Origin of the sequence: Microbacterium sp. SORGH_AS_0969, from assembly GCF_030818255.1 — a bacterium.
GTDB lineage: Bacteria > Actinomycetota > Actinomycetes > Actinomycetales > Microbacteriaceae > Microbacterium.
Map to the genome: position 1 here is coordinate 2,550,220 of NZ_JAUTAG010000001.1, position 13,615 is coordinate 2,563,834.

11 protein-coding genes, 1 tRNA gene and 2 pseudogenes are annotated in these 13,615 nt (G+C 70.1%); 13 read left to right on the top strand and 1 reads right to left on the bottom strand.

All coding sequences use genetic code 11. The features are described 5' to 3' along the window. Positions 1-66: 66 nt before the first annotated feature. Positions 67-2,035, bottom strand: a pseudogene (gene acs / locus QE388_RS11870) (acetate--CoA ligase). Between the two features lie 431 nt (positions 2,036-2,466). Between acs and QE388_RS11875 the strand changes: the two are divergent. The 13 genes and pseudogenes from QE388_RS11875 to QE388_RS11935 all read left to right on the top strand — a co-directional run bounded on the left by QE388_RS11875 (position 2,467) and on the right by QE388_RS11935 (position 13,577). Next, complete coding sequence (locus QE388_RS11875) at positions 2,467-3,435, top strand: TadA family conjugal transfer-associated ATPase (RefSeq protein ID WP_275799462.1); 969 nt, start codon at positions 2,467-2,469, stop codon at positions 3,433-3,435. Then, positions 3,432-3,758, top strand: a pseudogene (locus QE388_RS11880) (pilus assembly protein TadB); the annotation flags it as partial. The gene QE388_RS11875 and the pseudogene QE388_RS11880, both read left to right, overlap by 4 nt. A 624-nt stretch (positions 3,759-4,382) precedes the next feature. Beyond that, positions 4,383-4,622, top strand: a complete 240-nt coding sequence (locus QE388_RS11885) for a DUF4244 domain-containing protein (RefSeq protein ID WP_307387125.1) — start codon at positions 4,383-4,385, stop codon at positions 4,620-4,622. 10 nt (positions 4,623-4,632) lie between these two features. Next, the gene (locus QE388_RS11890) at positions 4,633-4,965 is read left to right on the top strand and encodes a TadE family protein (protein ID WP_307385516.1); all 333 of its coding nucleotides are present in this window, start codon (positions 4,633-4,635) and stop codon (positions 4,963-4,965) included. Further along, complete coding sequence (locus QE388_RS11895; RefSeq protein ID WP_275799458.1) at positions 4,965-5,378, top strand: helicase; 414 nt, start codon at positions 4,965-4,967, stop codon at positions 5,376-5,378. Before QE388_RS11890 ends, QE388_RS11895 begins: the two co-directional genes overlap by 1 nt. After that, entirely contained in the window at positions 5,354-8,068 is a 2,715-nt protein-coding gene (gene topA, locus QE388_RS11900; RefSeq protein WP_307385518.1) for a type I DNA topoisomerase, read from the top strand. The genes QE388_RS11895 and topA overlap by 25 nt, the downstream gene beginning before the upstream one ends. Then, on the top strand, positions 8,065-8,739 hold the full coding sequence (gene tmk, locus QE388_RS11905) for a dTMP kinase (RefSeq protein ID WP_275799457.1): 675 nt from the start codon (positions 8,065-8,067) through the stop codon (positions 8,737-8,739). Before topA ends, tmk begins: the two co-directional genes overlap by 4 nt. Before the next feature lie 72 nt (positions 8,740-8,811). Continuing rightward, complete coding sequence (locus QE388_RS11910) at positions 8,812-9,990, top strand: DNA polymerase III subunit delta' (RefSeq protein WP_307385520.1); 1,179 nt, start codon at positions 8,812-8,814, stop codon at positions 9,988-9,990. Next, on the top strand, positions 9,987-11,528 hold the full coding sequence (locus QE388_RS11915; protein ID WP_307385522.1) for an alpha/beta hydrolase: 1,542 nt from the start codon (positions 9,987-9,989) through the stop codon (positions 11,526-11,528). Before QE388_RS11910 ends, QE388_RS11915 begins: the two co-directional genes overlap by 4 nt. A 76-nt stretch (positions 11,529-11,604) precedes the next feature. Further along, positions 11,605-12,276 (top strand): deoxyribose-phosphate aldolase, encoded by a 672-nt coding sequence (gene deoC, locus QE388_RS11920; protein ID WP_307385524.1) that lies wholly within the window; start codon positions 11,605-11,607, stop codon positions 12,274-12,276. Positions 12,277-12,340: 64 nt separating this feature from the next. After that, positions 12,341-12,416 (top strand) — tRNA-Thr (locus QE388_RS11925). Positions 12,417-12,607: 191 nt separating this feature from the next. Further along, complete coding sequence (locus QE388_RS11930; protein WP_307385525.1) at positions 12,608-13,114, top strand: hypothetical protein; 507 nt, start codon at positions 12,608-12,610, stop codon at positions 13,112-13,114. A 67-nt stretch (positions 13,115-13,181) separates the two neighbouring features. Continuing rightward, complete coding sequence (locus QE388_RS11935) at positions 13,182-13,577, top strand: hypothetical protein (protein ID WP_307385526.1); 396 nt, start codon at positions 13,182-13,184, stop codon at positions 13,575-13,577. Positions 13,578-13,615 lie beyond the last annotated feature (38 nt).

Sequence of the window (13,615 nt, forward strand, 5' to 3'; positions counted from 1 at the left end):
TATCCAGAACACGAAGAATCCCGGATGCCGAGGGTGTGGCATCCGGGATCTTCCGTGTCGTGTCGTCTACTTCACCTGCGCGCTGATCACGCTCATGACGGCGGTGTCGGCGAGGGTCGTGGTGTCGCCGACCTCGCGGCCTTCGGCGACGTCGCGGAGGAGACGTCGCATGATCTTGCCGGAGCGCGTCTTGGGCAGCTCGCCGACGATGTAGACGTCGCGCGGGCGGGCGATCGGGCCGATCTGCTCGCCGACCCACTTGCGCAGCTCGTCGCCGAGCCCCTCGACCGGGTGCTGTTTGAGGTAGCTGCTCTTGATGATGACGAAGGCCACGACCGCCTGCCCCGTGGTCTCATCTGACGCGCCGACGACGGCCGACTCGGCGACGCCCTCGTGCCCCACGAGGGCCGATTCGATCTCGGCGGTCGAGAGACGGTGACCCGAGACGTTCATGACGTCGTCGACCCGCCCGAGGAGCCAGACGTCCCCGTCGTCGTCGAGGCGGGCTCCGTCGCCCGCGAAGTAGTACCCCCTGTCGGAGAACTTGTCCCAGTACGTTTCGCGGTAGCGGTCGGGGTCGCCCCAGATGCCCCGCAGCATGCTCGGCCAGGGCTCGGTGATCACGAGCAGACCACCGCTGCCGTTGCCGACCGGCTCGCCCTGGTCGTCGACGACGGCGATCGAGATCCCGGGGATCGGCACCTGCGCCGAGCCGGGCTTCGTCTCGGTGACACCGGGGAGGGCGGAGATCATGATGGCGCCCGTCTCGGTCTGCCACCAGGTATCGACGATCGGCGTCCTGTCGGCGCCGATGATGTCGCGGTACCAGACCCACGCCTCGGGGTTGATCGGTTCGCCGACCGATCCGAGCAGACGGAGCGAGCTCAGATCGAACTTCTGCGGCACGTCGCGGCCGATCTTCATGAACGAGCGGATCGCGGTCGGCGCGGTGTAGAAGATCGTGACGCCGTGCTTCTCGATGAGCTCCCACCACCGGCCGGGGTGCGGGGTGTCGGGAGTGCCCTCGTAGAGCAACTGCGTCGCGCCGTTGGCGAGCGGACCGTAGGCGACGTAGGTGTGGCCCGTGATCCAGCCGATGTCGGCGGTGCACCAGTAGACGTCGGTCTCGGGGTGCACGTCGTGCACGACGCGGTTGGTGAAGGCCGCCTGCGTGAGGTAGCCCCCGGAGGTGTGGAGGATGCCCTTGGGCTTTCCGGTGGTGCCGGAGGTGTAAAGGATGAAGAGCGGCGTCTCGGCGGGGAACGCCTCGGCCCTCGTGCTCGCCCGAGGCCTGTGGTACGACGTCGTGCCACCAGATGTCGCGGTCGTCGATCCACTCGACGTCGTTCTCGCCGCGCTTGACCACGAGCACGTGCTCGACGGTCTCCTGGATGCCGGACCCGTTGCGGTCGGCGAGCGCTTGGTCGACCGCGGGCTTGAGGGGAGACACCTTTCCCTTGCGCCAGCCGCCGTCGGCGGTGATGACGAGCTTCGCGCCGGCGTCGTCGATGCGGGAGCGGAGGCTGTCGGCCGAGAAGCCGCCGAACACGACCGAGTGCACGGCTCCGATGCGGGCGACGGCGAGCATCGACGCGATGGCCTCGGGAATCATCGGCAGGTAGATCGCCACGCGGTCGCCGCGCTCGATCCCCAGATCGATCAGGACGTTGGAGAGGCGTTTCACCTCGTCGGTGAGCTCGGCGTAGGTGACGTTCCGCTGATCGCCGGGCTCACCCTCCCACCGCAGCGCGATGCGGTCGCCGTGGCCGGCTTCGACGTGGCGGTCGAGGCAGTTGTAGGCGACGTTCAGCTCGCCGTCGGCGAACCACTCCGCGAACGGCGGGTTCGACCAGTCCAGCACTCGCGTGAACGGCGTGTGCCAGTGCAGGTCTCGTGCCTGGTCGGCCCAGAATCCCTCGCGGTCGGCCGCGGCGCGCTCGTAGAGACTCGCGTCGGCGACGGCGTTCGCGGCGAACTCCGCCGACGGGGCGAAACGGCGGGTTTCATTGAGGAGATGGTCGATCTGGCTGCTCATCGCGGCGCTCCTTCGCGGTCGAGGGGATGCCGCGTCCTCGCAGGCATCGTCACCGTGATGACGCTAGCGAGAGCCCCCGACAACCGGCCACCTCCGATAGTTGGCATCCCCGCGGGAAGAAAACGGGTGATATATCAGGGTGCGGTGGTGCGTGGTGAGTTGGCGCGGCCGTCTGAGGCGCGTAATCTAACAACGCCCGAACATCGCTTCCGGCATCCGCGTCGGTGGGAGCCCCCCAATTTCCGCCGGCGCGTGGCGGCATCCCTCGCCCCCCACTGACGGGATGCCGCCCCCTCTTTTTTCTGCCCCGGTCCACTGTCGGATCGTGTGGGGCGGCACTTCTTCTCCCCGAGCCGCGAGCTCGGTGATCTCTCCACGAATCCGACATTCGGCTCGGTGCGAGGCGGGCTCGCCCTCGTACCGTCGTCGGCATGTCTCCCGTCCTTCCCCTCCGGTCTCCCTCGGAGGTCTGGCGCGACCCGGCGCTGTCCTTCCTCCGGCCGTTCCTCGATGACCCCGCGGTCACCGACCTGTTCCTCAACGGCGAAGAGGGACTCTTCGTCGATCGGGGGAGCGGGGTCGAGTGGGTTCCGTCGTGGCGAGCGGGTGAGGGGGAGGTCCGTCGACTCGCCGTCCGTCTGATCGCCCTTGGAGGGCGGCATCTCGACGACGCGTCGCCGTGCGTGGACGTACGCCTGGACCGCGGCATCCGGGTGCACGCGGTGCTGTTCCCCGTCGCGACGAGAGGGACGGCGGTGTCGATCCGTGTGCCGCGGTGGGATGCGCCCGACCTCGACCGGCTGGAGTCGGCGGGCATGTTCACCGCGCACGGTCGGTCGCACCTCGATGCGCTCGTCGATGAGCGGGCCAATATCCTCATCACCGGTGCCACGGGGGCGGGGAAGACCACCCTGCTCAGCGCTTTGCTCTCGCGGGTTCCGCACGGGGAGCGCCTCGTCACGATCGAAGAGGTCGCGGAGCTCCGGCCCGATCACCCGCATCACGTGGCTCTCGAAGCGCGGCAGCCCAACCTCGAGGGCGCCGGAGGCATCGGCCTGGCCCGTCTGGTCCGCGAGGCGTTGCGGATGCGGCCCGATCGCCTCGTCCTCGGGGAGTGCCGCGGAGAAGAGCTCCGCGAGCTTCTCCTGGCGCTGAACACGGGGCACGACGGGGGAGCCGGAACCCTCCACGCGCGCAGCCTCTCCGACGTTCCGTCGCGCCTCGAGGCGTTGGGGGCGCTCGCGGGCATGGACGCGGCGGCAACGGCGCGGCAGGTGCACAGCGGCATCGACGTCGTCGTCCACGTGGAACGCACCCCCGTGGGTCGACGCATCGCGGGGATCGGTCGACCCGTGGTCCGCGATGAGCGCCTGTCGATCGAACCGGAGCGGTGGGGATGACCGTCCTCGGCTCCCGGTCGCGCCCTGTCGGACCGGATCCCCTCGACACCGTCCTGCGCCTCGCCGTTCTGCTGGCGGCGGGTTTGAGCACGGCCACCGCGTGGCGGCACCTGGCCGAAGACGCGGGTCCGGTGGGACGCGACGCGGCCGCAGCCGCCGCGATCGGTGACGACGTCTCCCGAGTTCTTCGCGAGGCGGGCGAGGGGTGGCTCGACATCGCGGCGGTGTGGGCCGTCGCGACCGCGGTGGGCGCACCGCTCGCCGACACGCTCCGCGGGGTCGGGACGTCGCTTCGCGAGGCGCGTGACATCGTCGACGACGTCCGGGTGGCTCTTGCCGAGCCGCTCGCGACCGCGCGCCTGCTCGCCGGGCTTCCGCTCGTGGGTGTTCCCCTCGGCATGGTCCTCGGATTCGACACCGTCCGGGTGCTCGTCACCGACCCGATCGGTCAGGTCTGTCTCGGGGCGGGGCTCGCGCTGACCGTCGTCGCGCGCGTGTGGTCGAAGCGCCTCGCGCGGAGCGCGACGCCGCCGCTCGGCGTCCCGGGAATGACCGCGGAGCTCTTCGCGGTCGCCCTCTCGGCCGGTGCCTCGATCGAACGCGCGCGTGCCCTCATCGCCGCGGAGCGACACCGCACCGATCCTGCCGCGGTCGACGACGACGTGCGGCGTGCCGAGGCGACGCTCGAGCTGTCGCTGCGCGCCGGTGTCCCCGCGGGCGAACTCCTCCGCGGCGACGCGTGGCTCGCCCGACAGGCGGCCCGAACCGAGGGTCGAGAGGCCGCAGCACGGTTGTCCACGCGTCTTCTCCTCCCGCTCGGGGTGTGCACGCTCCCCGCCCTTCCTGCTGCTCGCCGTCGCGCCGCTCATGATCGGCATCCTCCGATCCGGCGTCTCGCCGTTCTGATGTGTCCGTTCGTTCCGTCCACACCCATGAAAGAGGTCTCCATGTCCGCCCCGTTCTTCTCACCTGCTGCACCCGCTTGCGCCGTGCCCGCTCTGCCCCCTCTGACGACCCGCCGTGCCGGAGCGCTCTTCCTCGACGACCGCGGCGCCGCCACAGCGGAGTACGCCATCGCGACCATGGCCGCGGTGGCCTTCGCGGGCTTGCTGGTCATCATCATGAGGAGCGATGAAGTGCGCGGCATCCTGACCGATCTCGTCCGTCGTGCGCTCACGGTCCAGTGAGGAGCCTCTCGTGAGGCGGACGTGGCGCGATGAACGCGGATCGGTGACCGCCGAGTTCGCGGTCGCGGTCCCGGCCGTCGTCATCGTCCTCGCGCTCTGCGTGGGCGTGCTGGCATCGGCTGCGACGGCCGTTCGGCTCCAGCACGTGTCGGCGGAGTCCGCGCGAATGCTCGGGCGCGGTGACGAGGCGCGAGCGTTCGCGGCGGTCGGCGAGGTCGGCGCATCCATGGCGGTGTCGCGGGCCGACGGGCTCGTCTGCGTCGACACGTCGGCCCCGGTATCGCTCTCCGTCCCGCTCCCGCCCGTGACGGCGCGAGCGTGCGCTCTGGACGGGGGCGAGTGATGGCCGGCACCGTCACCGTCGTCGGGATCGCGGCGGCGACCGTCGGTCTGACGCTGGCGCTCGCCGCCGCGTGCGGCGCGGCCGTCCAGGCGCAGAAGCTCGCCGGGACAGCGGATGCCGCCGCCCTCGCCGCCGCCGACACGGTGAGCGGCGCCGTCGACGGCGTGCCCTGCGACGCCGCCGCCGCGGTCGCTGCGGCGGGCGGAGCGACCCTCGAGGAATGCGTGCTCGACGGCCTCGTCGCCACGGTGACCGTCGGCACGGCGTACGGTGGAATTCCGTTCGATGCACACTCGCGAGCCGGTCCACCCGATACGACCGCCCGCGCGGTCTCCGGGAACCCCACCAGGAATGCGTGTGTATGGTGTGCAGCGAAGAAAGGACCCCAGTGGCAAACGGCAAGAAGCTCGTGATCGTCGAGTCCCCGACCAAGATGAAGTCGATTCAGGGATACCTCGGTGACGACTATGAGGTCCTCAGCTCGGTCGGGCACATCCGCGACCTCGCGTCGAAGAAAGAGATCCCGGCCGACAAGAAGGCGGCATACGGGAAGTACTCGATCGACGTCGAGAACGACTTCGACCCCTACTACGTCGTCAACGACCGCAAGACGAAAACGGTCGCCGAGCTGAAGCGGGCGTTGAAGACGGCCGACGAAGTCCTGCTCGCCACTGATGGTGACCGCGAGGGCGAAGCCATCGCGTGGCACCTCCTCGAGGTCCTGAAGCCCAAGGTCCCCGTGCGACGCATGATCTTCCACGAGATCACGAAGGACGCCATCCGCGACGCCGCGGAGCACACGCGCGACCTCGACGTCTCGCTCGTCGACGCGCAGGAGACCCGTCGCGTCCTCGACCGCCTCTACGGGTGGGACGTCTCACCGGTCCTCTGGCGAAAGGTCGGTTCCGGCCGCGAGGGCACCGCGCTCAGCGCGGGCCGCGTGCAGTCCGCCGCGACCCGCATGGTGGTCGAGCGCGAGCGAGAGCGCATGGCCTTCGTGTCGGCGTCGTACTGGGACGTCGAGGCTCGCGCGTCGCAGGCGGGTTCGTCGTTCACCACGCGACTGAACCGACTCGACGGAGCCCCGATCGCACGCGGTGGCGACTACGACGACAACGGTCAGCTGAAGAAGGCCGTCGTCGTCCTCGACGAGGCGCAGGCTCGCGCGCTCGCCGACGCCGTGACCGCCGCCGGACGCGCGACGGTCGCCAAGGTCGAGGCCAAACCGGGAACCCGCAGCCCCCGTGCCCCCTTCACGACCTCCACGATGCAGCAGGAGGCCGGTCGCAAACTCTCGATGAGCGCCAAGCACGCCATGGGCGTCGCGCAGCGGCTCTATGAGAAGGGGTTCATCACCTATATGCGTACCGACTCCGTCGCGCTCTCCGCCCAGGCGATCTCGGCGGCTCGCGCCCAGGCGGTGTCGCTCTACGGCGACAAGGCCGTGCCCGCCAACCCCCGCGTCTACAAGAGCAAGTCGAAGAACGCGCAGGAAGCGCACGAAGCCATCCGCCCCTCGGGCGAGACCTTCCGGACCCCGGCGTCCGTGGCCTCCTCACTCGACCGCGACGAGCAGAAGCTCTACGACCTCATCTGGAAGCGCACCGTCGCCAGCCAGATGGCGGATGCCAAGTACGAGACGACCACCGTCACCCTCACGGTCCAGGCGGAAGAGAAGGTCGCGGAGTTCACGGCATCCGGAACCGTCTACACCTTCAAGGGCTTCCTCGAGGCCTACGAGGAAGGCGCCGACGAGAAGCGCAACGGCCGTGACGACGACGAAGACCAGTCGCTGCCCGCGGTCGCCGTGGGCGACGAGCTCGCCGTCAGCGACGTCGAGCCCAAGGGGCACAGCACCTCACCGAAGCCGCGGTACACCGAGGCGAGCCTCGTCAAGGCGCTCGAAGAGAAGGGGATCGGTCGTCCCTCGACCTTCGCCAGCATCATCGGCGTGATCCTCGACCGCGGGTACGTCACGAAGCGCGGCCAGGCGCTCGTTCCGAGCTGGCTCGCGTTCAGCGTCGTCCGTCTGCTCGAGGAGCACTTCGCCGACCTGGTCGACTACGACTTCACCGCGGCCCTCGAAGACGACCTCGACGCGATCGCCCGCGGCGAGCAGCGTCGCACCGAGTGGCTCAAGGAGTTCTACTTCGGCTCCGACAAGCAGATCGGTCTGCGTCACATCGTCGACAACCTCGGCGAGATCGACGCGCGTGAGCTCAACTCCACGCGGATCACCGACACCGCGACGCTCCGTTTCGGCAAGTACGGCCCGTACCTCGAGGTCACCGAGCCCGGCGCCGATCCCGAGGCGAAGCCGCGCATCGTCAACATCCCCGAGGATCTCGCGCCTGACGAGCTCACCCCAGAGAAGGCGCAGGAGCTCATCGACGCTCCCGTGGCCGGTGACCGTGTGCTCGGGGAGAACCCTGAGAACGGCAAGCTCGTCGTCGTGAAGGACGGCCGCTTCGGTCCGTACGTGCAAGAGGTCGAGCCCGAGGACCCCGAGGAGGTCGACCCCGCCACGGGTGAGGTCGTCGAGCAGCCGAAGAAGAAGACGACGAAGAAGGATGCGGCTCCCAAGCCGCGCACCGCGTCGCTGTTCCGCTCGATGTCGGTCGACACCATCGACCTCGACACCGCGCTGCAGTTGCTGTCGCTCCCGCGTGTCGTGGGCGTCGACCCTGAGTCGGGGGCCGAGGTCACGGCGCAGAACGGGCGCTTCGGCCCGTATCTGAAGAAGGGCACCGACTCGCGTTCGCTCGACAACGAGCAGCAGATCTTCGACATCACGCTCGAAGAGGCCCTCGCGAAGTACGCCGAGCCCAAGTACGGGGCACGTCGCGCGTCGAGCGCCCTGAAGGAGTTCGACGCCGATCCCGTGAGCGGCAAGCCGATCAAGCTCAAGGACGGCCGCTTCGGTCCGTACGTCACCGACGGCGAGACGAACGCCACGGTCCCGCGCGGTGAGGATGCCATGGCCATCACCTTCGAGCGCGCCGTCGAGCTCATCGCCGACAAGCGTGCCAAGGGTCCCGCCCCGAAGAAGACCGCCGCACGGAAGACGACGACCACCCGCAAGGCCCCGGCGAAGAAGTCGTGACCGCGGATTCGACCCGGCCGCCGCGCGCTCCCCGAGCCGCGACGGCCGGGGGACCCGGTCTGTTCGTCACGTTCGAGGGCGGCGACGGCGCAGGCAAGACCACCCAGGCGGCGCTCCTCGAGGAGTGGCTTCGCGAGAGCGGCCGCGAGACCGTCCGCACGCGTGAACCCGGCGGTACCGAGGTGGGCATCCTCGTGCGCGACATCGTGCTGCACCACCGCGGACACATCGCGCCACGCGCCGAGGCTCTGCTCTACGCGGCGGATCGCGCGCACCACGTCGAGACCGTCGTCCGCCCGGCGATCGCGCGCGGCGAGGTCGTCATCCAGGACCGGTACCTCGACTCCTCCGTCGCGTACCAGGGGGCCGGGCGAGTGCTCGACTCCGACGACATCCGCGAGCTTTCACTGTGGGCGACCGGCGGGCTGCTTCCCGATCTGACCGTGCTCCTCGACCTCGACCCCGCTGCGGCCCGGACGCGCCTCGACGCAGACGCCAAGCCGTTCGACCGACTCGAGGCCGAGAAGGAGGAGTTCCACGCTCGGGTGCGCGCGGGTTTCCTGACCCTCGCGGCGGCCGAGCCCGCACGCTTCCTCGTGCTGGACGCACGCCAGCCCGTGCCCGTCCTCGCCGCCCGCGTGCGCGAGGCCGTGGCATCGCGTATCGGGTGACGCCGTTTCACGAGGCGAGCGCACAGCGGATCGCCAGCGGCGCTGTCGGAACCCGCGTCTAGGGTGGAACGCATGCCCGCCGTGCTCGACCCCTCACCCGACGTGGCCGTTCCCGCGCCGTTCCCCTGGGACGCCGTGTGGGGACAGCCCGAGGCCGTACAGACGCTGCAGGCGGCGGCCTCCGACCCCTCGGCTCTCGCGCACGCCTGGCTCATCACCGGGCCTCCCGGTTCGGGCCGTTCCACCCTCGCCTACGCCTTCGCGGCTGCGCTCATCGCCGACCCGGGTGACATACCCGCACAGCGTCAGGTGATCGCCCGTACCCATCCCGACCTCACGGCGCTCCGGACCGAGCAGGTCGTCATCCGCATCGACGAAGCGCGCCGGCTCGTCGAACGCGCCTCGTTCGCCCCCTCGCTCGGGCGATACCGCGTCATCGTGGTCGAAGACGCCGACCGCATGGCCGAGCGCACCTCCAACGTCCTCCTCAAGGCGCTCGAAGAGCCGCCCGAGCAGACGGTATGGGTGCTCTGCGCGCCCAGCGACGCCGACCTGCTCCCCACGATCCGCTCGCGAGTTCGCGTCCTGCGCCTGCGAGAGCCCTCGGTTTCCGATGTCGCGGCACTCATCGTCGAGCGCACGGGGGCCGCCCCCGATGTCGCCGAAGAGTCGGCCCGTCACGCGCAGCGCCACATCGGAATGGCTCAGCGGCTCGCGACTGACGACGACGCGCGCGCCCGTCGGGCTGAGACGCTCGCCGCGGTCCTCGGCGTCCGCGGCATCGGCGACGCCGTCGAGGTCGCCGGGCGGATCGTGCGGCTCGCGACCGACGACGCCAAGGCGCTGACCGCGACCCGAGACGAAGAAGAGCGACGCAACCTGCTGCGCATGCTCGGTGTCGCCGAGGGCGCCGCGGTCCCCCCGTCGGTGCGCGGCCAGGTCAACGCCCTCGAGGACGACCAGAAGCGGCGGGCGACACGGAGCCTCCGCGACGGAATCGATCGCGTGCTGACAGACCTGCAGTCGCTCTTCCGCGACGTCGTCATGCTGCAGTTCGGCCGCGACACCGATCTGGTCAACAGCGAGCGCGCCGACGACCTCCGCGTGCTCGCGGGGGAGTGGTCTCCGGCGCGCACGCTCGGCGTACTCGATCGGATCTCCGAGACCCGGCGCAATCTCGAGCAGAACGCAGCCCCCCTGCTCGCGCTCGAGAGTCTGCTGATCACCGTGGCCGACGGGTCGGCACCGTGAACGCGCGTCGTCGCGTCGTCGCCCTCGTCGCTGGTCTCGCGACCGCGATCCTCGCCCTCGCGGGTTGTCTCTACGCCCAGATCCCGCCTGCCGCACCGGCCCCGGGGCCCTCTCTCGCGCCGCAGACCGACGGCGTGGCCCCCGAGCTGCTGCCCTACTACTCGCAGGCGTTGACCTGGGAGGAGTGCGGCACCGGTCTCGACTGCACCACGGTCACGGCCCCCCGCGACTACAGCGACCCCTCGAAGGGTGATCTGCAGCTCGCCGTCGTCCGACACCGCGCGACCTCCGGCACGCCCCTCGGCTCGCTCCTGACCAATCCCGGCGGCCCCGGCGCCAGTGGCGTCGACCTCGTGAAGTCGTCGCTGTCGATCCTCGTCGACCAGAAGCTGGCCGACGCGTACGACGTGATCGGCTTCGATCCCCGCGGCGTGGGTGCCTCGACGGCGGTCAGCTGCTACGACGCGAAGGGTCTCGACAGCTACTTCTACGACATCCCGCCCGGCGCGCGCGGCAGCGACGAGCGCGAGCAGGCCCTGAAGGAGCGCGCCGCCGCCTTCGCCCAGGCGTGCGACGCGAACAGCGACGGCATCCTGCCCTACATCAGCACCGAGAACTCCGCACGCGACATGGACCTGCTGCGCGCGGTCCTGGGCGACCCGAAGCTCAACTACCTGGGCTTCTCGTACGGATCGTTCCTCGGCACCACCTACGCGGGACTCTTCCCCGAACGGGTCGGCCGCATGGTGCTCGACGGGGGGATCGACCCGACCCAGTCGCAGTCCGAGGCCTCGATCGGTCAGGCCGAGGGCTTCGAGCAGTCCCTGCGCGCCTTCATGGCCGACTGTCTCAACCTGTCGGAGTGCCCCTACGGGGGCTCCGTCGACGATGCGATGTCCGACCTGGCGGCGACGCTCGCCCGGGTCGACGCGCGCCCGATCACGGCGAGCGACGGGCGTCAGCTCGGCGGAGACACGCTCATGACGGCGATCGTCGCCGCGCTCTACAGCCAAGACAGTTGGCCGTACCTGCGTGCAGCCCTGACGGATGTCGGCAACGGCCGCGCCGACGTCGCGTTCCAGCTCGCCGACTTCTACAACGATCGCCAGGGCGGCAGCTACGCCAGCAACACCATGGAAGCCTTCATCGCGTACAACTGCATGGACTACCCCGACGAGGGGTCCGATGCCGATGACGCGGCGTTCCGTCAACGTCTGGCCGAGGCCGCCCCGACGACGGCCCCGTACTGGGAGGGTGTCGACGTCTGCGCCTCATGGCCGGCCCCGCCGACCGGGACGCGCGGAGCGATCACGGCGGAGGGCTCGCCGCCCATCGTCGTCATCGGAACCACGGGCGACCCCGCCACCCCCTACGTGGGGGCGCAGCGCCTCGCCGAGCAGCTCTCGGAGGGCGTCCTCATCACGAACGTCGGCGAAGGCCACCTCGGTTACAACAAGGGCAAAGCGTGCGTGACCGACGCCGTCGATGCTTATCTCGTCGACGGGACCGTGCCCGAGAACGGCCTGCGCTGCGAGTGAGGGCGGTCCGCTCCGTCTCGCCGCCGCCCAGGTCGGAACACCTAGGCTGGTTCACGTCCCACCCGAAGGAGTCCCCATGACCGCGCCCGTCACCGACCTGGCCCGCTACATCGACCACACGCTGCTCAAGCCCGAGGCCACGCGCGCCGACGTCGAGCGCATCATCGCCGAGGGCGCTGAGCTCGGCACGTACAGCGTCTGCCTGTCGCCGTCGTTCCTGCCCGTCGATGTGCCCGCCGGGCTCAAGGTCGCGGTCGTGTGCGGTTTCCCGAGCGGCAAGCACCACGCCGAGGTCAAGGCCGCCGAGGCCGCGCTCTCCGTGGCCCAGGGTGCCGACGAGATCGACATGGTCATCGACGTGGGCGCGGCGATCGAGGGACGCTACGACATCGTCGAGACCGAGATCCGCGCCGTGCGTGCCGCCGCTCCCGCGCCCACGGTTCTCAAGGTCATCATCGAGTCGGCTGCACTCTCCGACGACGCCATCGTCGCCGTCTGCGAGGCGGCGGTCGCCGCGAGCGCCGACTTCGTGAAGACCTCGACGGGCTTCCACCCCGCCGGCGGCGCGAGCGTGCACGCGGTCGAGCTCATGAAGCGCACCGTGGGCGATCGCGCCGAGGTCAAGGCATCCGGGGGCATTCGCACCCGCGCCGCGGCCGAAGAGATGATCGCCGCGGGCGCCACGCGGCTGGGTCTGTCGTCGAGCCGCGAGATCCTCGCCGACCTCTCGGCGACCGGCGACTACTGACGCGTGCGTCGACACGCGCTGGAGCATGTAAGATCGATGATCGTGCACGCGACAGCGCGCACACGCCGCCTTAGCTCAGACGGCAGAGCGATTCACTCGTAATGAATAGGTCAAGGGTTCGATTCCCTTAGGCGGCTCCACCACAGAAGGCCCGGGACACCCCGGGCCTTCTGCCGTTCACGGCAGCTTCGACGCGGTGGGTGCCCGCGGCCCGGGAACTCGGCATGCGACCGCTGCCCGGGTCCCCCGCCGCGGTCCCTCGTCATCGAGGCATCTCGCGGCGCCACGACGGCCGCGGTCGTACTCTCGGGAGCACAGCCCGGGAGGCCGCATGACCCTCGCACCCGCACTACTGCGCCGCGTCCGCTTCTGTCTGACGGTGGTCGTCGTCGGTCTCGTCGTGAGTGGAGTGACCGCTTTCCCCCTGCGCGAGGAGCTTGCTCTGGCGCGGGACGTGCTGGCGCAGCTGAACGTGGGCTCGATCCTGCCGGGCGCCGTGTGGTGGGTGAACCGCGTCGCCGAGGGCCTGGATGCCACGGCCGCGGCGTATCCGTTCATCTCCTACGGCACGGACTGGCTCGCGTTCGCCCATCTCCTCATCGCGGTGGCCTTCCTCGGGCCGCTCGTCGATCCCGTGCGCAATGCCTGGGTCATCGTCTGGGGTCTCATCGCGTGCGCCGGCATCGTGCCGCTCGCGGCCATCGCGGGCGCGCTTCGGGGACTGCCGCTCGGGTGGCAGCTGATCGACATGTCGTTCGGCGTGGTCGCGGCGGTCCCGCTCGTTCTCGCGCTGGTGTGGACGCGTCGCCTCGCCAGTCCGATCGAGGCGGCCCGCTAGGCTGACGTCACCCGTTCTGCCCTGGCCCGACGGAGGCCGTCCCGTCCGCGACCCGCAGGAGACCCCCGTGTCGAACGCCCTCGACGCCGTCATCGAGATCTTCACGTGGGTGGGGCTGGGCGGTGGGACGTTGCTGGCCCTCCTCGCCGTCGTGCTGCTGCTCGCCGACGGGACCTGGCTTCCGGCCCGTGCCGTGGTCGAGGAGGTCGACGGGGGCCGCGTGGTCCGGTGGTTCGACGATCACGGTGGGGTCAACGAAGCTCCGCTCTCCGCCCACGACGACGCGAAGATCGGGTCCGCCGACATGGCCGACATCTTCTACCGCCGGGGAAGCGCGCACCGCATGCGGCTCACGCGTGCGTCTCCCGTGGTGCGGTTCGTCTCGCTGCTCGCGGCCGGGATCCTCGGGCTCGGACTCATCGCCTTCGTGCTGTCGATCGTGGTGCTCTTCGCGCGGGGCTGAGAACTGGCGCGAAAGCCATGTAGCTAGATAAGCTAGCG

Coding starts and splice junctions, on each gene's coding strand:
- QE388_RS11875 (WP_275799462.1), top strand. CDS start 2,467: ATGTCTCCCGTCCTTCCCCTCCGGTCTCCCTCGGAGGTCTGGCGCGAC.
- QE388_RS11885 (WP_307387125.1), top strand. CDS start 4,383: ATGTCCGCCCCGTTCTTCTCACCTGCTGCACCCGCTTGCGCCGTGCCC.
- QE388_RS11895 (WP_275799458.1), top strand. CDS start 4,965: ATGGCCGGCACCGTCACCGTCGTCGGGATCGCGGCGGCGACCGTCGGT.
- QE388_RS11910 (WP_307385520.1), top strand. CDS start 8,812: ATGCCCGCCGTGCTCGACCCCTCACCCGACGTGGCCGTTCCCGCGCCG.
- deoC (WP_307385524.1), top strand. CDS start 11,605: ATGACCGCGCCCGTCACCGACCTGGCCCGCTACATCGACCACACGCTG.
- QE388_RS11930 (WP_307385525.1), top strand. CDS start 12,608: ATGACCCTCGCACCCGCACTACTGCGCCGCGTCCGCTTCTGTCTGACG.